Source organism: Kitasatospora sp. NPDC048286, assembly GCF_043201735.1.
In the GTDB taxonomy this organism is placed as follows: Bacteria; Actinomycetota; Actinomycetes; order Streptomycetales; family Streptomycetaceae; genus Kitasatospora.
Genome location: NZ_JBICZE010000006.1, coordinates 26,790 through 46,562, shown reverse-complemented (window position 1 = coordinate 46,562; position 19,773 = coordinate 26,790). Strand labels below are relative to the sequence as shown.

Below are 19,773 nucleotides of genomic sequence, written 5' to 3'. Positions count from 1 at the left end.
CGCTCAGGCCCGCCCCTCCCCGTAGGCGGCCAGCGCCTCCCGCGCGGCCGAGCGCGCCTGCTCGGCCAGCTCGGGCGGCGAGACGATCCGGCCGTCCCGGCCCAGCCGCAGCGCCAGCGGGCGCAGCTGGGAGGGGTCGGCGCTGCGCAGGGTGATCCGCAGCCCGCCGTCGGGCAGTTCCTCGGCCCGGTCGTGGGTGTAGTACTCGGCCACCCAGCGCCCGCCGGAGGAGACCTCGACGACCACCTCCGGGTCGTCCGCCGCCGGGTTGACCAGCCCGCCGCTGAGGTCGCGCGGCTCGCGCCGGGGCGGGTCGGCCGGGACGTCCAGGACGCGGATCTCGGCGACCCGGTCGAGCCGGAACATCCGGTGGTCCTCGGAGGTGCGGCACCAGGCCTCGAGGTAGGTGTGGCCCTCGGTGAGCAGCCGGATCGGGTCGACCTCCCGCTCGGTCATCCCGCCGCGCCCGTGCGAGTAGTAGCGCAGCCAGAGCCGGCGGCCCTCGCTGAGCGCGCGGTCGATGTCGGCGAAGACGTGGCTCTCCGCCTCGAAGGTCACGCCGACCCTGGCGCTGCCCTCGGCGCTCTCCCCCGCCGCGTTCTCGATCTTGGCGACGGCCCGGGTGAGCGCCTCGCGGTCCCCGGCCCGCAGGCCCGGCAGCCCGGCCACCGCGCGGGCGGCCACCAGCAGCGCGGTGGCCTCGTCGGCGGCCAGCCGCAGCGGCTGGGCCACGTCGTCGACGTTGTGCCACCAGATCCGCTCGCCGTCGGTGTCGATGTCGAGCAGGTCACCGCCGCGGAAGCTGGTGCCGCACATCGGCAGCACGTTGAGGTCCGCGATCAGCTCGCGCTCGCTGATCCCGAACGCCCGGGCCACCTCGGCGACCTCGGCCCCGGGCCGCTCGCGCAGGTAGGTGACCAGCGACAGCATCCGTCGCGTCTGGTCGATCGCGTTACTCACGCCTGCTCTCCCTCGATACCCGCGACCGCCCGCAGCCGGTCGACCACATCCGCCCGCAGCTCCTCCGGCCCGAGCACCAGCACGTCCGGCCCGAACTCGGCCAGGTCCGCGCCCAGCCCGTTGCCGTACGGGATCTCCAGCTCGTCCCAGGCCTCGTCCACCCGGGTGCTGCTCAGCGCCTTGGTGCGCAGCGGGAAGCCGGCGCCCCGGCGGACCCGGACGGTCGCGGTGGCGGTGGCCCCCTCCCCCGCGAACTTCGCCACGGTGGCCCGGACGTCCACGTGCTCGGGCACGGTGCCGAGGAAGGCCCCGGACCGCGCCTTCACCCGGCCGGTGATCCGGCTGAGCCGGAACACCCGGGCGTCGCCCCGGTCGCGGTCGTACCCGGCCAGGTACCAGTGGCCGCGCCAGCACTCCAGCGCCCACGGCTCGACGCTGCGCTGCTCGACGGCGGCGGCGCCGGCCTTGCGGTACTCGAAGGTGACCGGACGGCGGTCCCGGGCGGCGGTGAGCAGCGGCTCGAACGCGGCCTCCCGGGCGGGGATGCGCGGCTCCAGGGCGGTACGGCCCTCGGCCTCGGTGAACGGCACCCCGGCCGCGCGCAGCTTCTGCAGGGCGCCGCTGGCCGCGCCGGACATCTTGGCCTGCTGCCAGACCCGGGCGGCCAGGGTCAGCGCGGCCGCCTCCTCGGCGTCCAGGGCGATCTCGGGCAGCCGGTTGCGGTCGGCCCGGGCCAGGTAGCCGAGCTCGCCGTCCAGGGTGCTCTCGTCGACGTCGATCACCAGGCCGAGCTCGCGCAGGTCGTCCTTGTCCCGCTCGAACATCCGGTTGAAGGCGTCCTCGCTGCTGGTCTGCCAGGCCTCGCGGTACGCCTCGATGGATTCCCGCAGCTCCTTCTTGGAGAGCGGACGTCTGGTGTTCATCAGGCACAGGGCGAGATTCATCAGCCGCTCTGCCTTGGCGATCGCCATCGCTGACCCTTCCGGTGTGCCGCGCCGCGCGCGGGGTGCGCCAACCGGGCGATCTCCACCCGGCGGGACCGACCGTACCGGTAGCGGTACGCACTGCAAAAGCCGCCTCCGCGAACGCCCCCGGACACGCCCGTGGGCCGGGCCCCCGGAGGGGTCCGGCCCACGGTCACGGCAGGCTCAGACGCCCAGCAGGTCGACCACGAAGATCAGGGTCGAGTACGGCGGGATGGCCGGGGTCGGCGACTGGGCACCGTACGCCAGGTGCGACGGGATGGTCAGCTCGCGGCGGCCGCCGACCTTCATGCCGGCGACGCCCTGGTCCCAGCCCTTGATGACGCGGCCCTTGCCCAGCGGGAACTGGAACGGAGCGGTGCCCCGGTTCCAGCTCGCGTCGAACTCCTCGCCGGTCTCGAAGGTCACGCCGACGTAGCGGACGCTGACGACCTGGCCCGACTTGGCCTCCTCGCCGTCACCGACGACGATGTCGCGGATCTGCAGCTCCGTCGGGGCGTCGCCGATCGGGAAGTCGATCTCGGGCTTCTCGTTGAGGTTGACGCTCACAGTCCCTCTTCTCACATTCGCTTGCATTCACGACCAAGCGGCGGGCACCCGTACCGGGTCCGCCCCGACCGAAGTCTCGGCAAACCACCGTACGCGCACCCGCCGCCCGTCCGGGTCCGGCCACACGGCCGGACCCGAAGGTCACACGTGCACCATTGTCACCCGAAAGTGGATCAGCCCTGACCGGCGTCGAGGATGTCCACCACGAAGACCAGCGTCGCGCCGGGCGGGATGTCGCCCTGGCCCTTGTCGCCGTAGCCCAGCGAGGCGGGGATCACCAGCTCGACCCGGCTGCCGACGGTCTGCCCCTCCAGGCCCTGGTCCCAGCCCTGGATGACCTGGCCGCCGCCGACCGGGAAGGTGAACGCCTGGCCCTTGCTGAGCGAGGAGTCGAACACCTTGCCGTCCTTGAACAGCGCGCCGGTGTACTGGACGACGACCTTCTCGCCCTTCTCCACCGCCGGTCCGGTGCCCTTGATCAGGACGTGCGACTTCAGCTCGGTCGGGTCCTTCGCCCCGGCCACCGGGGTGATCTCGGCCGGCTTCTTGCCGTTGTCCTTGACCTGCGGGAAGTCCGCCGGCGGCGGGGTGACCGTCCCGCTCACCACGGAGTCGGGCGCGTTGGCGTTGCGGACGTCGATCACGAAGATCAGGTCGTCCTTGGGGCCGATCGACATGTCGGCCTTGCCCTGGGCGCCGAACGCGGCGGCCGGCGGGGCCACCACCAGCAGTCGGCTGCCTGCCTTCTTGCCGATCACGGCCTGGTCCAGGGCCGGGATCAGCGAATCGGTGCCGGCCTGGAAGATCTGCGGCTTCCCGTTGGCGTCGTACGAGCTCGGGATGTCCTTGCCGGTGTTCCAGTCCTTGGCGGTGTAGTCCACCGAGGTCCAGGAGTTCTTCTCGACCTTGGCGCCGGTGCCCTCGGTGAGCACCTTGACCACGAAGGAGCCGTCGGAGGCCTCGCCCGGCACCTGGATCTCGGCCTTCTTGCCGAAGTCGCCGGCGACCGTCGGCAGCACCTTGGCGCTGTCCTTGATCGGCGGGACCGGGTCGGCGGTCGGCGTGGGCGGCGCGCTCTTGGTCGCGTCCGGCTTGGCCGCGGCGCTGTCCTTGGAGCCGTCCTTGTTCACCATGTAGAGCGTGACGCCGCTGCCGACCAGCAGCAGGGCGATCACCGTGCCGAGGATCACACCCAGCTTGCCGACTCCGGGCGGGTTCTCGTCGTACCCGGCCTCCGAGGTGTCCGACTTGCGCACGTTGGAGGCGAAGATCTGCGGGGCGTCGTCCGTCTTGGTCCCGCCGCCCGGGGCGCGCGGCGCCTCGCCGGGCTGCGCCCAGCCGGCCTGCTGCGCCAGGATCGCCGGGGGGACGACGATCGACTCGCGGTCCCCGCCGACCGGGCCGCCGGGACGGGAGGCGGCCGGGTCCGCAGAGCCGTCGTTCGCCGCGGTGCCGGCCCCGCCCGGGCTCGGCGTCTTCTCAGTCATGACTCCCCATCCATCTCGCCACGAGGTCTTCCAGGTCTGCGCCCGGCGTGGGCACGCCGGCCTGCGGTCGCACCGCCCGCCCCAGGCCTCGGCGCCGGGCGGCGCCTGCCACAGTGCGTGGGCAGTATGACAGCTCAGGATGAGGGCGGACGCTTCGTTGTACGAGCGTCCGCCCAAGCGTACGGAATCCCCGGGGTGAGTTCGAGGGGCTGTGCCCGGTGGATCCCACCAGGCACGGCCCCACCAGTCGCTAGACCGCTTCGAGGATGTCGATCACGAAGACCAGGGTCGAGTTCGCGGGCACCGAGCCCTGCGCCTTGTCCTGGTAGCCGAGCGCCGGGGGCACCACCAGCAGGACCCGGCTGCCGACGTTCTGCCCGACCAGGCTCTTGTCCCAGCCCTCGATCACACTGCCGGTGCCGATCTGCACCGCCTGGGCTCCGCCGTGCGTCCAGGAGGAGTCGAACTGCTGGCCGTTGGCCCACAGCACCCCGGTGTACTGCACCACCAGGGTCTGCCCGCTCTTGACCTGCTTGCCCTCGCCCTTGATCAGCACGGCCTGCTGGAGCTCGGCCGGCGGGGCCTGCCCGGCCGGGATCGTGATCGTCACCGGGGCCTTGCCGTTGTCCTTGACCTGCGGCATCGTCGCGGGCGGCTCGGTCATCGTCCCGCTCAGCGTGGAGTCCGGCGGCAGGCTCTCCATGATGTCCAGCACGAACACCACCGTGTCGCCCTTGTTGACACCCAGCTGGCCGGAGCCCTGCTCGCCGAAGGCCGCCGCCGGCGGGGCCACCACCAGCAGCCGGGAGCCCACCTTCTTGCCGATCACGCTCTGGTCCAGCGCCGGCACCAGCTGCCCGCTGCCGGCCTGGTAGAGCTGCGGCTTGCCGTTGGCGTCGTACGAGCTGGGCAGGTCCTTGCCGGTGGTCCAGTTCTTGGCGGTGTAGTTGACCGTCACCCAGTCGCCCTTGTTGACGGTGGCCCGCTCGCCCTCGGTGACCGTGTTCACCACGAACTGGCCGCTGGGCTGCTGGCCCTCGGGGATGGTGATGGTGGCCTTGCTGCCGTACCCGCCACCCGAAAGGGTGGGCATCGGTGACGCCTCGCCGACCGGCGCCGGCACCGTCGGGGCGGCGCTCGCCGTGGTCGGCGTCGCCGGGCCGGCCGCCGGGGGGGAACTGCTGCAGGCGACCGCGAGCAGCAGCGGCAGGGTGAGAAGCAAACCGGCGGTGCGGCGCACGGTGGTCCTAACTGTCGGTCGAAGTCGGCTCTCCTGACTCGACGGACAGCGTATGCCCGGCACGCGTCCGGCCCCGGTAGACACCACCGGGGCCGGACGCCTCCTTGATCACATCACTGCGGTCACACCGGGTGATCACATGGCTTCGGCGGGCTACATCCCCGCGATCAGCTTCTCCACCCGCTCGTCCACCGAACGGAACGGGTCCTTGCACAGCACCGTGCGCTGGGCCTGGTCGTTCAGCTTCAGGTGCACCCAGTCCACCGTGAAGTCCCGGCGCTGCTCCTGCGCCCGGCGGATGAAGTCCCCGCGCAGCCGGGCCCGGGTGGTCTGCGGCGGGATCGACTTGGCCTCGAAGGTCCTGAGGTCGGTGGTCACCCGCTGCGCCTGGCCCTTGCCCTGGAGCAGGTAGAACAGGCCGCGGCGGCGGTGGATGTCGTGGTACGCGAGGTCGATCTGCGCCACCCGCGGGTTGGACATGCTCATCTGGTGCTTCTCGCGGTAGCGCTCGATGAGCTTGTACTTCATGATCCAGTCGATCTCCTGGGCCACCCCGTCCAGCCGCTCGGTGCGGACGGCCTCCAGGGTGCGGCCCCACAGGTCGAGCACCCGGGCGACCGTCCCGGTGTTGATGCCCTTGCGCTCGGCGAACTCCAGGGCCTTGGTGTAGTACTCCTCCTGGATGTCCAGCGCGCTGGCCTCCCGGCCGTTGGCGAGGCGCACCTGGTGGGTGCCGGTGAGGTCGTGGCTGACCTCGCGGATCGCCCGGATCGGGTTCTCCAGGGTGAGGTCGCGCATCACCACGCCGGCCTCGATCAGCCGCAGCACCAGGTCGGTGGAGCCGACCTTGAGCAGCGTGGTGGTCTCGGACATGTTGGAGTCGCCGACGATCACGTGCAGCCGGCGGTAGCGCTCGGCGTCCGCGTGCGGCTCGTCCCGGGTGTTGATGATCGGTCGCGAGCGGGTGGTGGCGGAGCTGACGCCCTCCCAGATGTGCTCGGCCCGCTGGCTGACGCAGTACACCGCGCCGCGCGGGGTCTGGAGTACCTTGCCCGCGCCGCAGATCAGCTGCCGGGTGACCAGGAACGGGATCAGCACGTCGGCCAGCCGGGAGAACTCGCCGTGCCGGGCCACCAGGTAGTTCTCGTGGCAGCCGTAGGAGTTGCCGGCCGAGTCGGTGTTGTTCTTGAAGAGGTAGACGTCCCCCGCGATGCCCTCCTCGTGCAGCCGCCGCTCGGCGTCCACCAGGAGCCCCTCGAGGATGCGCTCGCCGGCCTTGTCGTGCGTCACCAGCTCGACGACGTCGTCGCACTCGGGGGTGGCGTACTCGGGGTGGGAGCCCACGTCGAGGTACAGGCGGGCGCCGTTGCGCAGGAAGACGTTGCTGCTGCGCCCCCAGGAGACGACCCGGCGGAACAGGTACCGCGCCACCTCGTCCGGCGACAGCCGCCGCTGCCCGCGGAACGTGCAGGTCACGCCGTACTCGTTCTCCAGCCCGAAAATCCGGCGGTCCATGAGCACTCCATTCTCTGTCGGAGCTGTCCGAAACCGCCTCCACGACGACTGGGCCGCCGCAGGGGCACCGGAGTCCCGTACGGGCGGCAGGCCGCCCGTACGGGACTCCGCAGGAACTGCTACACCGGCGTGCCGTCCGCCGGGTTGTCCTCGTCGTCCGCCTCGGCGGACTGGTCCCCGTCGAGCAGCCGGCCCAGCTGGTTGCCCAGGATCCGCTTGAACTTGCGCTGCTGGAACCGCTGGCGGTCGAGGACCGCGACCTCCAGCTGCTCCGGCGTGAGGCTGCGCGGGCTGCCGCCGTTGGGGTCCCGGGCGAGCGAGTCCACGGCGAGCTTCACCGCCTCGGTGAGGCTCATACCGGCCCGGTGGCGCTGGCCCAGGTAGTTGCCGATCGAGTCGGCGTTGCCGCCGACCACCACGTAGTTCTTCTCGTCCACGACCGAGCCGTCCGGCGTGAGCCGGTAGATCTGGTCGTTGTCGGAGGTGCGGCCGACCTCGGCCACGATCAGCTCGACCTCGTACGGCTTCTCGCCGACCGAGGAGAAGATGGTGCCCAGGGTCTGGGCGTACACGTTGGCCAGGCCGCGGGCGGTGACGTCGGCCCGGTCGTAGGAGTAGCCGCGCAGGTCGGCGTAGCGGACGCCGCCGATGCGCAGGTTCTCGAACTCGTTGTAGCGGCCGACCGCCGCGAAGGCGATCTTGTCGTAGATCTCGGAGACCTTGTGGAGCGCCCTGGAGGTGTTCTCCGCGACGAAGACGATGCCGTCGGCGTAGGTGAGCACGACCACGCTGCGGCCGCGGGCGATGCCCTTGCGGGCGTACTCCGCGCGGTCCGCCATGGCCTGCTGGGGTGAGACGTAGAACGGTGTCGACACCGGCGGTCGTCCCTTTCCTGTGAGGGGGTGGCTAGATCAGCGGGGCCTGCGGGCCGTTGGGCCGGGCCAGGCGCTCGTCGGTGATGGCGACGGCGACCTCCGTGACCTCCGCCTCGGTGAGCCGGCGGAAGCCGTCCTCGGTGATCAGCGAGACGATCGGGAAGATCTTGCGGGCGAGGTCGGGACCGCCGGTGGCGGAGTCGTCGTCCGCGGCGTCGTACAGCGCCTGGACGACCATGGTGACGGCCTGGTCGGCCGTCAGGTCCTCGCGGAAGAGCTTCTTCATCGAGCCGCGGGCGAAGACCGAGCCCGAGCCGGTGGCCGTGAAGCCGCGCTCCTCGGAGCGCCCGCCGGTGACGTCGTAGTTGAAGATCCGGCCGCGGCCGCGGTCCAGGTCGTAGCCGGCGAACAGCGGCACCACCGCGAGGCCCTGCATCGCCATGCCCAGGTTGCCCCGGATCATGGTGGTGAGCCGGTTGGCCTTGCCCTCCAGGGAGAGCGTGGTGCCCTCGATCTTCTCGTAGTGCTCCAGCTCCAGCTGGAACAGCCGGACCATCTCGATCGCGAGGCCCGCGGTGCCGGCGATGCCGACCGCGCTGAACTCGTCGGCCGGGAAGACCTTCTCCATGTCGCGCTGGGCGATCACGTTGCCCATGGTCGCCCGCCGGTCACCCGCGATCACCACGCCGCCGTCGAACACCGCGGCCACGATCGTGGTCCCGTGCGGGGCCTCGACCATGACGCCCTCGGGGAGCCCGCGGCGGCCGGGGAGCAGTTCCGGCTGGTGGTCGGCGAGGAAGTCGATGAAGGACGACGACCCCGGGGTCAGGAAGGCGGCCGGCAGACGCCCGGTGCCGCGAGTGTTGGCTTCCACACGATTCCTTCCAGGTAGCTTGAAGCGCGCGCTGCCCGCACCCTACCCGTCCGACGATCACCGTGAACGCGTGGAGGGGCCGGTGCCGGACGGCCGGGCGGTGTTCTCCGCCCGGCCGCCGGGGACGATCGCGACCGTGAATTCCGGAATGCCCGGGCCGGACTATTGCCCGCCCTTCTGGACGAATCCTCGGACGAAATCCTCGGCATTGGATTCGAGGACCTCGTCGATTTCGTCCAGCACCGCGTCGACGTCGTCGCTCAGCTTTTCCTGGCGCTCCTTGAGGTCGTCGGAATTCTGGCTTTCCGCGGCCTGCTCCTCGACCTCCTCGGAGGAACGGTTCGCCCGCTGCTGGCCGCCGCCGGTGTCCTTGCTCGCCATTTCCCTCACCCCGCTCGATTCGTCTGGCACGGTTCGGTCGTTGCTTGCTGCACCGACCCTATACACAAGGTGCGACTGCCGCTCCCGGTTTGCCGGTGGCGCTTCCTGTCCAACACCCGCTGCCACCCCGGATGATTCCCATTCGGCGGACGTTCACCCATGGTGATCGAAAAGTTACCCGCCGGACAGCACCCGGAGCAGGTCCTCGGCCGTGCGGCAGCGGTCCAGCAGCTCCTTGACGTGGTTGCGGGTGCCGCGCAGCGGCTCCAGGGTGGGGACCCGCTGCAGGGAGTCCCGGCCGGGCAGGTCGAAGATCACCGAGTCCCAGGAGGCGGCCGCGACGTGCTCCGCGTACTGCTCCAGGCAGCGCCCGCGGAAGTACGCCCTGGTGTCCTCCGGTGGCTTGGAGACGGCCCGCTCGACCTCGTCCTCGGTGAGCAGCCGCTCGAACCTGCCGCGCGCCACCAGACGGTTGTAGAGGCCCTTCTCGGGCCGTACGTCGCTGTACTGGAGGTCGACCAGGTGCAGCCGCGGGTTGTCCCACTGCAGGGCGTCCCGGCTGCGGTAGCCCTCCAGGATCTCCCGCTTGGCGATCCAGTCCAGCTGCCGGGAGAGCGACATCGGGTCGCGCTCCAGCCGGCCCAGGACGTCCTCCCAGCGCGCCAGCACGTCCACCGTCTGCTCGTCCGCGTCGGTGCCGAAGCGGTCCTCGACGTACTTGCGGGCCAGCTCGAAGTACTCCAGCTGGAGCTGGACCGCGGTGAGCTTGCGCCCGTTGCGCAGGGTGATCAGGTGCTTGAGCGTCGGGTCGTGGGAGACCCGGTGCAGGGTGCGCACCGGCTGGTCGACGGCGAGGTCGGCGGCGATGAACGAGTCCTCGATCATCGACAGGACCAGTGAGGTGGTGCCCAGCTTGAGGTAGGTGGAGATCTCGGAGAGGTTGGCGTCCCCGATGATCACGTGCAGCCGGCGGTACTTCTCGGCGTCGGCGTGCGGCTCGTCCCTGGTGTTGATGATCGGGCGCTTGAGCGTCGTCTCCAGGCCCACCTCGACCTCGAAGTAGTCCGCCCGCTGGCTGATCTGGAAGCCGTGCGACGAGCCGTCCTGGCCGATGCCGACCCGGCCGGCGCCGGTGACCACCTGGCGGGAGACGAAGAACGGGGTGAGGTGGCGGACGATGTCGGCGAACGGTGTCGCCCGCTTCATCAGGTAGTTCTCGTGGGTGCCGTAGGAGGCGCCCTTGTTGTCGGTGTTGTTCTTGTACAGGTGGATGTTCTGCCCGTTGGGCAGCTCCAGCGCGCGCTGCGCGGCCGCCGCCATGATCCGCTCGCCGGCCTTGTCCCAGAGCACGGCGTCACGCGGGTTGGTCACCTCGGGCGAGCTGTACTCGGGGTGCGCGTGGTCCACGTAGAACCGGGCCCCGTTGGTGAGGATGACGTTGGCGAGGCCGATGTCCTCGTCGGTCAGCTGGCTGGCGTCCGCGACCTCGCGGGCCAGGTCGAACCCCCGTGCGTCGCGCAGCGGATTCTCCTCCTCGAAGTCCCAGCGGGCCCGCCGTGCCCGGTGCATCGCCGCCGCGTACGCGTTGACGATCTGGGACGAGGTGAGCATGGCGTTGGCGTTGGGGTGCCCGGGCACGGAGATCCCGTACTCGGTCTCGATGCCCATCACGCGCCGTACGGTCATGCGGCCCTCCTTGCCCGGTGCACCGCCCCCGACGGGCGGAGCACTCTGACGTACCGCCGAACAACACCGACGCCGGGCCTCTGCCCGCGGACGGTGGGTCGAGCCTAGAACCCGGCGCCGAGCGGCGGGCCCGGAGACGCGCCGTCCGGCTGCGGGGCCGCGAGGCGCCACAGCCGGACGGGGTGCGTACAGCTCCGGGGACCGCTGCCGGCCCGGACAAGCGCGTGCTTTACAGGTACTGCCCCGTGTTGGCGACAGTGTCGATCGAGCGGCCGGACTCGGCGCCCTGCTTGCCGGTGACCAGCGTGCGGATGAAGACGATCCGCTCGCCCTTCTTGCCGGAGATGCGGGCCCAGTCGTCCGGGTTGGTGGTGTTCGGGAGGTCCTCGTTCTCCTTGAACTCGTCCACGCAGGCGGCGAGCAGGTGGGAGACGCGCAGACCGCGCTGACCGTGGTCGAGGAAGTCCTTGATGGCCATCTTCTTCGCCCGGTCGACGATGTTCTGGATCATCGCGCCGGAGTTGAAGTCCTTGAAGTACAGGACCTCCTTGTCACCGTTGGCGTAGGTGACCTCCAGGAAGCGGTTCTCCTCCGTCTCGGAGTACATCCGCTCCACGACCGACTGGATCATCGCGGCCACCGTGGTCTCGACGGAGCCGTCGTGCTCCTTGAGGTCGTCCGGGTGGAACGGCAGCGAGTCCTTGAGGTACTTGGAGAAGATGTCCTTCGCGGCCTCGGCGTCCGGGCGCTCGATCTTGATCTTGACGTCCAGGCGGCCGGGCCGCAGGATCGCCGGGTCGATCATGTCCTCGCGGTTCGAGGCGCCGATGACGATGACGTTCTCCAGGCCCTCCACGCCGTCGATCTCGGCGAGCAGCTGCGGGACGATGGTGTTCTCCACGTCCGAGCTGACCCCGGAGCCGCGGGTGCGGAACAGGGACTCCATCTCGTCGAAGAAGACGATGACGGGCGTGCCCTCGCCCGCCTTCTCCCGGGCGCGCTGGAAGACCAGCCGGATCTGCCGTTCGGTCTCGCCCACGTACTTGTTGAGCAGCTCGGGGCCCTTGATGTTGAGGAAGTAGCTCTTCCCCTGGGGGCGGCCGGTGACCTCGGCGACCTTCTTCGCCAGCGAGTTGGCGACCGCCTTGGCGATCAGCGTCTTGCCGCAGCCGGGCGGGCCGTAGAGCAGCACGCCCTTGGGCGGGCGCAGCTCGTACTCCTTGAAGAGGTCGGCGTGCAGGTAGGGCAGCTCGACCGCGTCGCGGATCAGCTCGATCTGGTTGCTCAGACCGCCGATCTGGCGGTAGTCGATGTCCGGGACCTCCTCGAGGACCAGCTCCTCGACCTCGGACTTCGGCACGACCTCGAACACGTAGCCGGAGCGGGGCTCCAGCAGCAGGGCGTCCCCGGCCCGGATGGTCATCCCGCGCAGCGGCTCGGCGAGGCGCACCACGCGCTCCTCGTCGGTGTGACCGAGGACCAGGGCGCGCTCGCCGTCCTCCAGGAGCTCCTTGAGGGTGACGATCTCGCCGATGTTCTCGAAGGCCATCGCGTCCACGATGTTGAGGGCCTCGTTGAGCATCACTTCCTGGCCGCGCCGCACCTCGTCGAGGGCGACGTTGGGGCTGACGTTCACGCGGAGCTTGCGCCCCCCGGTGAAGATGTCCGCGGTGCCGTCCTCGTTCGCGTCGAGGAAGGTGCCGAAGCCGGCCGGGGGCTGTGCGAGCCGGTCCACTTCCTCCTTGAGGGCCACGATCTGGTCGCGGGCCTCGCGCAGGGTGGAGGCGAGCCGTTCGTTCTGGGCGGTCACGCCCGCCAGGTTGGTCTGGAGCTCGACGATCCGCTCTTCGAGGATCCTCGAATTGCGCGGCGAGTCGGCGAGCTTGCGGCGCAACACGGCGATTTCCTGCTCAAGGTACGAGACCTGAGCGGCCTCGTCGGAACCACGAGCGGGCCTGCCGGTGCTGCGGTTGTAGTCGTCATCGTGGGCTGCCACGGTCCTCACCTCCTCCGGGGAGCTGGACGCTTCCAGACCCTACCTGGGACCAGGGGTCCGTAAACCCCTAGATCAAGAAAGATGGAACGGGCGTGTCCGATCTTCGCCCCAGCGTGCTTCCCCTCTGCTAAGGGGGATACCCACCGCGCACCACCCAAAGCGGGCCAGATGTATCGTCGGGCGAAGTGATATCCGATCGCGACCACAACTCGAGGTCCGATCGTTGTACGAATGGCGGGATTGCTCCAGGAATAGGGGCGACCCGGGACAGAAACGGCAGGGGACCATGTCGGTGACCGAGCAGACGGCGGCAGCGGCCGAGGAGCTGGAGGTGTGGATCGACCAGGATCTGTGCACCGGCGACGGCATCTGTGCGCAGTACGCACCCGAGGTCTTCGAGCTCGACATCGACGGGCTGGCCTACGTGAAGGGGCCTGACGACGAGCTGCGCCAGCAGCCCGGGGAGACCGCCCCGGTGCCGCTGACGATCCTTCAGGACGTGGTGGACTCGGCGAAGGAGTGCCCCGGCGACTGCATCCACGTGCGCCGGGTCGCCGACCGGGTCGAGGTGTACGGGCCGGACGCGGAGTAGTCGGGTCCGTAGTCGGTCCGTCACACGGCGGAGACCGGGGCGGCGGTCTGGGAGCGTTCCCAGCCGCCGCCCCTGTGCGTCCAGGTGAGGTCGACCGAGATGTCCGGCCGGAACCGCGGCACGTCCTCGCTCGAATACCCCTGCGCGTGGCCGGTGATGACGCCGTCCGACCGCACCGCGATCCGGCTCACGGTGAGGTTCTCGCGTTCGGCGAGCAGGGTGGCCACCACCTCGGGGCGCTCGCCCGGGCCGAAGCCGAGCAGGAAGACGGCGTCCGGCGGGGTGCCGGTCTCGGTGGCGCAGTGCGCGGTGACCACCGTGCCGGGGTGCCCGTCACCGAGCCGCGCGGGCACGGCCAGCGTCGTCTTGACCGGGAACGGACCGCAGTCCAGCGGGAGTTGAGCCCGGGCCGGGTCGGGGGCAGCGGTCGCGGCGAGGGCCTTGGGGGTCTCGTGGGCGGGCACCGGGGTACCGGTCGCCGGGGAGGCGGCCAGCGCGGCCCCCACCACCGCGCCGCAGCCGGCCAGGGCGACGGCCCAGTGCCAGGGGGCGGTGCGCGCTTGTCCGGGCCCGGAACGGCCCCGCGGTGTCCGCTGTCCAGTCGTCGCCGTCGTCGTCCCGACCGCGGTCTCCACCAGGCGTCCCCTCCAGGGCTCCACAAGCCGCTCTGCGTGAGCGAGCATCGTCCCACACCGTGCTCGGCGGCATGCGAAAGGGGTGGTACGAGCGCCGTGCTCGCACCACCCCTTCTCGGAGGGTCCGGGTTCAGCCCAGGTCGGGCTGGTCCGCGTCCGTGGCGCGGGCGGCCTTGCGGGCCGCGGCGCGCTCCTGGAGGGTGGGCTCGGTCGCCCCGTTGTCGTAGTCCTCGCCGTACGCGCCCTTGGCCGGGCGGCGGCGGCGCAGCGGCGGCTCCACGCCGTCCGCCAGGCGGCGGGCGGTGAGCAGGAAGCCGGTGTGGCCGATCATCCGGTGGTCCGGGCGGACGGCCAGGCCCTCCAGGTGCCAGGTGCGGACCATGGTCTCCCAGGCCTGCGGCTCGGTGAAGGTGCCGTGGTCGCGCAGCGCCTCGACGGTCTTGGACATCTGCGTGGTGGTGGCCACGTAGCAGCAGATGAGGCCGCCGGGGACGAGCGCCTTGGAGGCGACGTCCAGGCACTCCCAGGGGGCCAGCATGTCGAGGATGACGCGGTCGACGTCGGTCTCGACCAGGTTGTCCTGGAGGTCGCCGACGGTGAGCTTCCACGCCGGGTGCGGGCCGCCGAAGTAGCGCTCGACGTTCCCCTGGGCGATGTCGGCGAAGTCCTGCCGACGCTCGTAGGAGGCCAGCATGCCCTGCTCGCCGACGGCGCGCAGCAGGTACGTGCTGAGCGCGCCCGAGCCGACTCCGGCCTCGACCACGCGGGCACCCGCGAAGATATCGGCCATCGCCAGGATCTGCCCCGCGTCCTTGGGGTAGATCACGGCAGCGCCGCGCGGCATGGACAGGACGTAGTCGGGGAGCAGGGGGCGCAGCGCGAGGTACGGAACGTTCCCCGTGGTGCGCACGACCGTGCCCTCGGGAGCGCCGATCAGCTCGTCGTGCGGGAACGCACCCTTGTGGGTGTGGAACTGGTTCCCGGCCTGGAGCGTGAACGTGTAGTGGCGACCCTTGGGGTCGGTCAGCTGGACCTGGTCCCCGACCTGGAAGGGCCCGCGTCGGCGGGCGGCACCGGTCGGTTCGGACATGCCGACAATCCTAAGGGAAGCGGACCGGCCCGCGGGACGCGGGTGATCGTCGGCCGTCCGGTCAGCGGCCGGTGAGGGCGGCGGTCAGCCGCTGCTCGATGTCGCTGAGCGCGGCGACGCCGTACACCCGGCCGTCCGACTCGACCACCAGGTACTCCCCCGCCGGGGTGGCCTGGACGGCCCGCAGCAGGTCCTCACCGCCGAGGTCGGCGTCCAGTCGCATGCCGGGTTCGAGGTCGCGGGCGAGCGGTCCGACGGCCACCCAGGGGCGGCGGTGCTCGGGCACCGAGCGGACGGCGGACTCGCGCACCAGGGCGATGGGTTCTCCCCGGCCGTCGACCACGATCACCGCGCCGGCCTGGGCCTCGCGGGCGCGCCGCAGCGCCTCGCCGAGCGGGGTGTCGGCGGTGACCTCGACGGCCCGCCGGGCCAGCTCGCGCAGCCGCAGGCCGGGCAGCACCTCCTTGAGCCGGGCGTTGCGCAGGCTGCCGGTGGCGCCGTTCCAGATGATCGCGGCGAGCACCGCGGCCAGCACCGCGTCCACCAGGGTGTCGGTGGTGGTGCGCTCGACCCCGCGGGAGGCGCTGAGCAGCGGCAGGCCGATCAGCACGGCGACGGCCAGCCCGCGGCCGACCCAGGCGGCGGCCACCGTGCCGGTCATCGGCTTGCCGGTGACCGCCCAGACGAGCGCGCGCAGCATCCGGCCGCCGTCCAGCGGCAGGCCGGGCAGCAGGTTGAAGGCGGCGACCACCAGGTTGGAGACCATCAGGCCGGTGAGCAGCACCCCGGGCACGGTGGACGGCTCCACCGCCCGCACGGCGAGGTAGAACACGCCGCCGAGCATCAGCGAGAGCAGCGGGCCGACGAAGGCCAGCCAGAACTCCCGCCAGGGGCGCTCCGCCTCGTTCTCGATCTCGGACACCCCGCCGAAGAACTGGAGCTGGATCCGCCGTACCCCCAGCTTGTAGCGCAGCGCGACCAGGGTGTGGGCGAGCTCGTGCACCAGGACGGAGGCGTAGAAGGCCACCGCGAAGAAGAACGCGACCAGGTAGCGGGCACCGCCGAGGTCGGGCAGCACGTCGCCCAGCTGTCCGCCGAACACCCAGGTGATCAGCGCGGCGATGACGAACCAGGAGGGTGTGACGTAGACGGGCACGCCGAAGGGCCGGCCCATCAGGATGCCGCCGCGGCGCTCGGGCGGCGGCCCGGCCGGGCGCCCTTCGCCCGCCTGCGGTGGCTGGTCGGAGGACTGCTGCCCCCTGCTGTCGCTCACCGTGATCCCTTCGGTCGTCTCCCCCGTCGTGCCCGGTGCGCCCACGCTACGTGATCGTGGCCCTCCGGCGCCGCACGGCCCTGCTTCCAGCTTCCTACCCACTCACGGCGGCCGTGGCAGCACCGTGGCAGCGGGATGACGGCGAAGGGCAATAGGGTCGTAGCCATGCAGCACACCGAGACCAGTAGTGCCACCGCGCGACCGGCGGCACCCCCGACCGGGCTCTCCCCGTCCCGAGCGGGGGACTTCCTCACCTGTCCCCTGCTGTACCGGCTGCGGGTGATCGACCGGCTGCCCGAGCCGCCGAGCTCGGCGGCGACCCGGGGCACGCTGGTGCACGCGGTGCTGGAGCGGCTCTTCGACAGCCCGGCGGCCGAGCGGACGCCGGAGCGGGCGCTGGGTCTGCTGCGCCCGCAGTGGGAGCGGCTGCTGGGCGAGCGCCCGGAGCTGGGCACGCTGTTCCCGGACGACCCGGACGGCGCGGCGCTGACCCGCTGGCTGTCGGACGCCGAGAAGCTGGTCGGCCAGTGGTTCCGGCTGGAGGACCCGACCCGGCTGCACCCGGTGGAGCGGGAGCTCTACGTGGAGACGGCCCTGGATTCGGGCCTGCTGCTGCGCGGCTACATCGACCGGGTGGACGTCGCCCCGACCGGCGAGGTCCGGCTGGTGGACTACAAGACCGGCCGGGCACCCTCGCGGGACTTCGAGGGCAAGGCGATGTTCCAGATGAAGTTCTACGCCCTGGTGGTGTGGCGCTGGAAGGGCGTGATCCCCAAGCGCCTCCAGCTGGTCTACCTCGGTGGCGGCGGGGACGTGGTCAGCTACGACCCGGACCAGGCGGACCTGCTGGCGGTGGAGCGCAAGCTCCTGGCGCTGTGGGAGCGGATCGGCCACGCGGTGGCCACCGGGGACTTCCCGGCCACCCGCAACCGCCTCTGCGACTGGTGCGACCACCAGGCCAGCTGCCCGGAGTTCGGCGGCACCCCGCCGCCGTACCCGCTGCCGGTAGCCCGTACGTCGGACGAGAGCGATCCCACGGGGGATCCGATGAGCAAGGAGTCCTAGGTGACGATCCGAGTGCTGCTGGTCGACGACCAGCCGCTGCTGCGCACCGGTTTCCGGATGATCCTGGAGGCCGAGTCCGACCTGGTGGTGGTCGGCGAGGCCGGCGACGGCCAGCAGGCGCTGGACCAGGTGCGGGCGCTGCAGCCCGACGTGGTGCTGATGGACATCCGGATGCCCAGGATGGACGGCGTCGAGGCGACCCGCCGGATCGCCGGTCCGGGGCGGGACGGCCCGGCCAAGGTGCTGGTGCTGACCACCTTCGACCTGGACGAGTACGTGGTGGAGGCGCTGCGCGCGGGCGCCAGCGGCTTCCTGCTGAAGGACGTCCCGGCCGAGGAGCTGGTGCAGGCGATCCGGGTGGTCGCGGACGGCGCGGCGATGCTGGCGCCGAGCATCACCCGCCGGCTGCTGGACATGTACGCCACCAAGCTGCCCTCGGGCGACGAGGCGCCGCCGCAGGCGCTGGGCGCGCTGACGGAGCGCGAGCTGGAGGTGCTGAAGCTGGTGGCGCGCGGGCTGTCGAACGCGGAGATCGCGGCCGAGCTGTTCGTCAGCGAGACGACCGTGAAGACGCACGTGGGCCACGTGCTGACCAAGCTTCAGCTGCGCGACCGGGTGCAGGCGGCCGTGTACGCCTACGAGAGCGGGCTGGTGCGCCCCGGCGCCCTGTAGCGGTTCCGGCGGCCCCTGGGACCTCCTGGGGGCCGCGGAAACGTCACGGCGGCCCGTCCGCTCCCCGTGTACCGACGGGGATGCGGGCGGGCCGCCGTCCTGCGGGCGCTACTTGCTGGTCCGGCTGATCTCCCAGAAGCGGAAGTAGCCGGTGGTGTCGACGGTGGACTCGACGCCGGTGACGTACGAGCGGGCCGCGAAGAAGGACTTGTTCTGGTACAGCGGGATCAGCGGCACGTTCTCGGCCTCGATCGCCTGGATCTGCGCGTAGGTGGAGGCCGCGGCGCTGCGGTCGGTCTGCTTGAGGCCCTCCGGCACCAGCCGCCCGCTGATCCGCGGGTCGTCCCAACCGTGGTGGTACGCACCGCCGTTGATCAGCAGCGGGGCGAGGTAGTTGTCCGGGTCCGGGTAGTCGGCGAACCAACCGATGACGTACGCCTGGTACTTGCCCTCGGTCCAGCCCTTGCGGTACGAGTCCCAGTCCGGCTCCTGGACGAGCGTCACCTGGAAGAGGCCGCCGGTCTCCAACTGCTTCTTCAGCGTCTCGGCCTCGTTGCTGCCGGCCCGCGAACGGGACCAGGTGAGGGTGAACTTGACCGGGGTCTGGATCTTGGCGTCGGCCAGGATCTTCTTGGCCTTGTTCACGTCCTGGTCGCCGTAGCGGTCGAAGAAGGCCGTGGTGTGGCCGGGCAGGCCGGCCGGGACCATGGAGTAGAGCGCCTGGACGGTGCGGGCGAAGACGTCGCGGGCCAGTGCCTTGCGGTCCATCATCTGGGCGGCGGCCTGGCGGACGGCGACGTTGCTCATCAGCGGGTCCTTGGTGTTGAGGACCAGCGAACGGGTGTCGTTGCTGTCGCCCTCGGTCACCTGGAGGTCGGTCTTGCCGCCCTGCTGGTCGGAGCGGACCTGGGCGGCGGTGTTCGGCTCCAGGCTGTTGTCGGTGAGGTCGATCTCGCCCTTGTCCAGCGCCGCCTTGAGGTCCTCCGACTTGTCGAAGAACCGCACGGTGAACTTGTTGTTCCGCAGCTTGGCCTCGCCGCCGTACTTGTCGTTGGCCGACAGCACGACCTTGCCCAGCTGCTTGCCGCCGCTCAGGTTCTCGACCGCGTCGAAGCGGTACGGGCCGGAGCCGATCAGCTTGTCGTTCGGGACGACCTTGTCCGCGGGGTAGACCTGGTGGTCCACGATGGCGCCGACCGGGCTCGCCAGCTTGGCCGGCAGGGTGGCGTCGGGCGTGGAGAGGTGGAAGATCACCTCGTTGTCACCCTTGGCCTCGACGGACTTGATCGAGTCCAGCAGCTCGACCGGACCGGTCTGGTCGTTGATCTTCTTGGTGCGCTCGATCGAGAAGACCACGTCCTGGGCGGTCAGCGGGTGACCGTTGGAGAACTTCTGGCCGGGCTTCAGGGTGCAGTGGTACTCGGTGGCCTCGGCGCTGGTGAACTCGCAGGACTGCGCGGCGTCCGGGGACGGCGAGCTGGCCGCGGCCTGGAAGGTGAGCAGTGACTGGAAGGTGTTGCGCAGCAGCAGCCAGGAGCCGGCGTCGTAGGCGGCCGCCGGGTCCAGGACACCGGTCAGCTGACTGGTGCCCATGGTGATCGACTTGCCGCCGTCCCCCTTGACCACGTCGGTCACCGATCCGCAGCCCGCCACCGACACGGCGACCAGGCCGGCGCAACCGAGTACTGCCAGGCGTTCAGCTGAAGTCTTCACGAGGCGCGTCCTTTTGGGTGGCACGAACTGGAGTAGCGTGCCACATCGAACACGTACGACCGATACCCGCGCTGATGACGTTTGGGACACGGCGGTTCAGGGCATCACGGCGCGCCCGACGAGTTGTCAGCCATTGCCCGTTTTCTCCCCCGGCGACTTCGCTCCGGAGGCCCACAGGGCCGTTTAC

Annotated in this window: 18 protein-coding genes; 3 read left to right on the top strand and 15 right to left on the bottom strand. The window is 70.9% G+C overall.

Annotated elements, in window-relative coordinates; translation table 11 throughout:
* Positions 1 to 3 precede the first annotated feature (3 nt).
* The 11 genes from ACGF13_RS15655 to arc form a co-directional block, all read right to left on the bottom strand.
* Entirely contained in the window at positions 4 to 930 is a 927-nt protein-coding gene (locus ACGF13_RS15655; RefSeq protein ID WP_359901265.1) for a WYL domain-containing protein, read from the bottom strand.
* 26 nt (positions 931 to 956) lie between these two features.
* Positions 957 to 1,931, bottom strand: coding sequence for a helix-turn-helix transcriptional regulator (locus ACGF13_RS15650; RefSeq protein ID WP_392874403.1), 975 nt, complete (start codon positions 1,929 to 1,931; stop codon positions 957 to 959).
* 177 nt (positions 1,932 to 2,108) lie between these two features.
* Positions 2,109 to 2,519 carry an FKBP-type peptidyl-prolyl cis-trans isomerase gene (locus ACGF13_RS15645; protein WP_392874400.1) on the bottom strand — a complete coding sequence of 137 codons (411 nt, stop codon included), beginning with the start codon at positions 2,517 to 2,519 and terminating at the stop codon, positions 2,109 to 2,111.
* A gap of 146 nt (positions 2,520 to 2,665) precedes the next feature.
* Entirely contained in the window at positions 2,666 to 3,979 is a 1,314-nt protein-coding gene (locus ACGF13_RS15640; protein WP_392874397.1) for an FKBP-type peptidyl-prolyl cis-trans isomerase, read from the bottom strand.
* A gap of 250 nt (positions 3,980 to 4,229) precedes the next feature.
* Positions 4,230 to 5,219, bottom strand: a complete 990-nt coding sequence (locus ACGF13_RS15635) for an FKBP-type peptidyl-prolyl cis-trans isomerase (protein ID WP_392874394.1) — start codon at positions 5,217 to 5,219, stop codon at positions 4,230 to 4,232.
* Positions 5,220 to 5,372: 153 nt separating this feature from the next.
* Positions 5,373 to 6,734, bottom strand: coding sequence for a Pup--protein ligase (gene pafA, locus ACGF13_RS15630; RefSeq protein WP_392874391.1), 1,362 nt, complete (start codon positions 6,732 to 6,734; stop codon positions 5,373 to 5,375).
* A 119-nt stretch (positions 6,735 to 6,853) separates the two neighbouring features.
* Positions 6,854 to 7,609, bottom strand: coding sequence for a proteasome subunit alpha (gene prcA / locus ACGF13_RS15625; protein ID WP_392874388.1), 756 nt, complete (start codon positions 7,607 to 7,609; stop codon positions 6,854 to 6,856).
* A 31-nt stretch (positions 7,610 to 7,640) separates the two neighbouring features.
* Positions 7,641 to 8,483 (bottom strand): proteasome subunit beta, encoded by an 843-nt coding sequence (gene prcB / locus ACGF13_RS15620; protein ID WP_392874385.1) that lies wholly within the window; start codon positions 8,481 to 8,483, stop codon positions 7,641 to 7,643.
* A 162-nt stretch (positions 8,484 to 8,645) separates the two neighbouring features.
* Positions 8,646 to 8,864 carry a ubiquitin-like protein Pup gene (locus tag ACGF13_RS15615; RefSeq protein WP_188299085.1) on the bottom strand — a complete coding sequence of 73 codons (219 nt, stop codon included), beginning with the start codon at positions 8,862 to 8,864 and terminating at the stop codon, positions 8,646 to 8,648.
* A 174-nt stretch (positions 8,865 to 9,038) separates the two neighbouring features.
* Positions 9,039 to 10,550: a depupylase/deamidase Dop gene (dop, locus tag ACGF13_RS15610; RefSeq protein WP_392874382.1), complete on the bottom strand. Its 1,512-nt coding sequence runs from the start codon at positions 10,548 to 10,550 to the stop codon at positions 9,039 to 9,041.
* A gap of 229 nt (positions 10,551 to 10,779) precedes the next feature.
* Complete coding sequence (gene arc, locus ACGF13_RS15605; protein WP_392874380.1) at positions 10,780 to 12,546, bottom strand: proteasome ATPase; 1,767 nt, start codon at positions 12,544 to 12,546, stop codon at positions 10,780 to 10,782.
* Positions 12,547 to 12,832: 286 nt separating this feature from the next.
* Here arc and ACGF13_RS15600 point away from each other — a divergent pair, with 286 nt between their 5' ends.
* Positions 12,833 to 13,138: a ferredoxin gene (locus ACGF13_RS15600; protein ID WP_392874377.1), complete on the top strand. Its 306-nt coding sequence runs from the start codon at positions 12,833 to 12,835 to the stop codon at positions 13,136 to 13,138.
* Between the two features lie 20 nt (positions 13,139 to 13,158).
* Here ACGF13_RS15600 and ACGF13_RS15595 read toward each other — a convergent pair whose 3' ends face one another.
* The 3 genes from ACGF13_RS15595 to ACGF13_RS15585 all read right to left on the bottom strand — a co-directional run bounded on the left by ACGF13_RS15595 (position 13,159) and on the right by ACGF13_RS15585 (position 16,136).
* Entirely contained in the window at positions 13,159 to 13,821 is a 663-nt protein-coding gene (locus ACGF13_RS15595; protein ID WP_392874375.1) for a hypothetical protein, read from the bottom strand.
* 82 nt (positions 13,822 to 13,903) lie between these two features.
* Complete coding sequence (locus ACGF13_RS15590) at positions 13,904 to 14,863, bottom strand: tRNA (adenine-N1)-methyltransferase (RefSeq protein WP_392874373.1); 960 nt, start codon at positions 14,861 to 14,863, stop codon at positions 13,904 to 13,906.
* 61 nt (positions 14,864 to 14,924) lie between these two features.
* Positions 14,925 to 16,136, bottom strand: a complete 1,212-nt coding sequence (locus ACGF13_RS15585; RefSeq protein ID WP_392874370.1) for a site-2 protease family protein — start codon at positions 16,134 to 16,136, stop codon at positions 14,925 to 14,927.
* A 165-nt stretch (positions 16,137 to 16,301) separates the two neighbouring features.
* On the opposite strand from ACGF13_RS15585, the gene ACGF13_RS15580 reads away from it, so the two are divergent.
* Positions 16,302 to 17,201 carry a RecB family exonuclease gene (locus ACGF13_RS15580; protein ID WP_392874367.1) on the top strand — a complete coding sequence of 300 codons (900 nt, stop codon included), beginning with the start codon at positions 16,302 to 16,304 and terminating at the stop codon, positions 17,199 to 17,201.
* Positions 17,202 to 17,873, top strand: coding sequence for a response regulator transcription factor (locus ACGF13_RS15575; RefSeq protein WP_049650980.1), 672 nt, complete (start codon positions 17,202 to 17,204; stop codon positions 17,871 to 17,873).
* A 108-nt stretch (positions 17,874 to 17,981) separates the two neighbouring features.
* On the opposite strand, the gene ACGF13_RS15570 is transcribed toward ACGF13_RS15575, so the two are convergent.
* Positions 17,982 to 19,586, bottom strand: a complete 1,605-nt coding sequence (locus tag ACGF13_RS15570) for an ABC transporter substrate-binding protein (RefSeq protein WP_392874364.1) — start codon at positions 19,584 to 19,586, stop codon at positions 17,982 to 17,984.
* Between the last annotated feature and the right edge of the window lie 187 nt (positions 19,587 to 19,773).

Excerpts from the sequence above, each read along its gene's own strand:
- ACGF13_RS15655 (WP_359901265.1), bottom strand. The coding sequence starts at position 930 with ATGCTGTCGCTGGTCACCTACCTGCGCGAGCGGCCCGGGGCCGAGGTC.
- ACGF13_RS15650 (WP_392874403.1), bottom strand. The coding sequence starts at position 1,931 with ATGGCGATCGCCAAGGCAGAGCGGCTGATGAATCTCGCCCTGTGCCTG.
- ACGF13_RS15645 (WP_392874400.1), bottom strand. The coding sequence starts at position 2,519 with ATGCAAGCGAATGTGAGAAGAGGGACTGTGAGCGTCAACCTCAACGAG.
- ACGF13_RS15640 (WP_392874397.1), bottom strand. The coding sequence starts at position 3,979 with ATGACTGAGAAGACGCCGAGCCCGGGCGGGGCCGGCACCGCGGCGAAC.
- pafA (WP_392874391.1), bottom strand. The coding sequence starts at position 6,734 with ATGGACCGCCGGATTTTCGGGCTGGAGAACGAGTACGGCGTGACCTGC.
- ACGF13_RS15615 (WP_188299085.1), bottom strand. The coding sequence starts at position 8,864 with ATGGCGAGCAAGGACACCGGCGGCGGCCAGCAGCGGGCGAACCGTTCC.
- dop (WP_392874382.1), bottom strand. The coding sequence starts at position 10,550 with ATGACCGTACGGCGCGTGATGGGCATCGAGACCGAGTACGGGATCTCC.
- ACGF13_RS15600 (WP_392874377.1), top strand. The coding sequence starts at position 12,833 with ATGTCGGTGACCGAGCAGACGGCGGCAGCGGCCGAGGAGCTGGAGGTG.
- ACGF13_RS15595 (WP_392874375.1), bottom strand. The coding sequence starts at position 13,821 with ATGCTCGCTCACGCAGAGCGGCTTGTGGAGCCCTGGAGGGGACGCCTG.
- ACGF13_RS15590 (WP_392874373.1), bottom strand. The coding sequence starts at position 14,863 with ATGTCCGAACCGACCGGTGCCGCCCGCCGACGCGGGCCCTTCCAGGTC.
- ACGF13_RS15580 (WP_392874367.1), top strand. The coding sequence starts at position 16,302 with ATGCAGCACACCGAGACCAGTAGTGCCACCGCGCGACCGGCGGCACCC.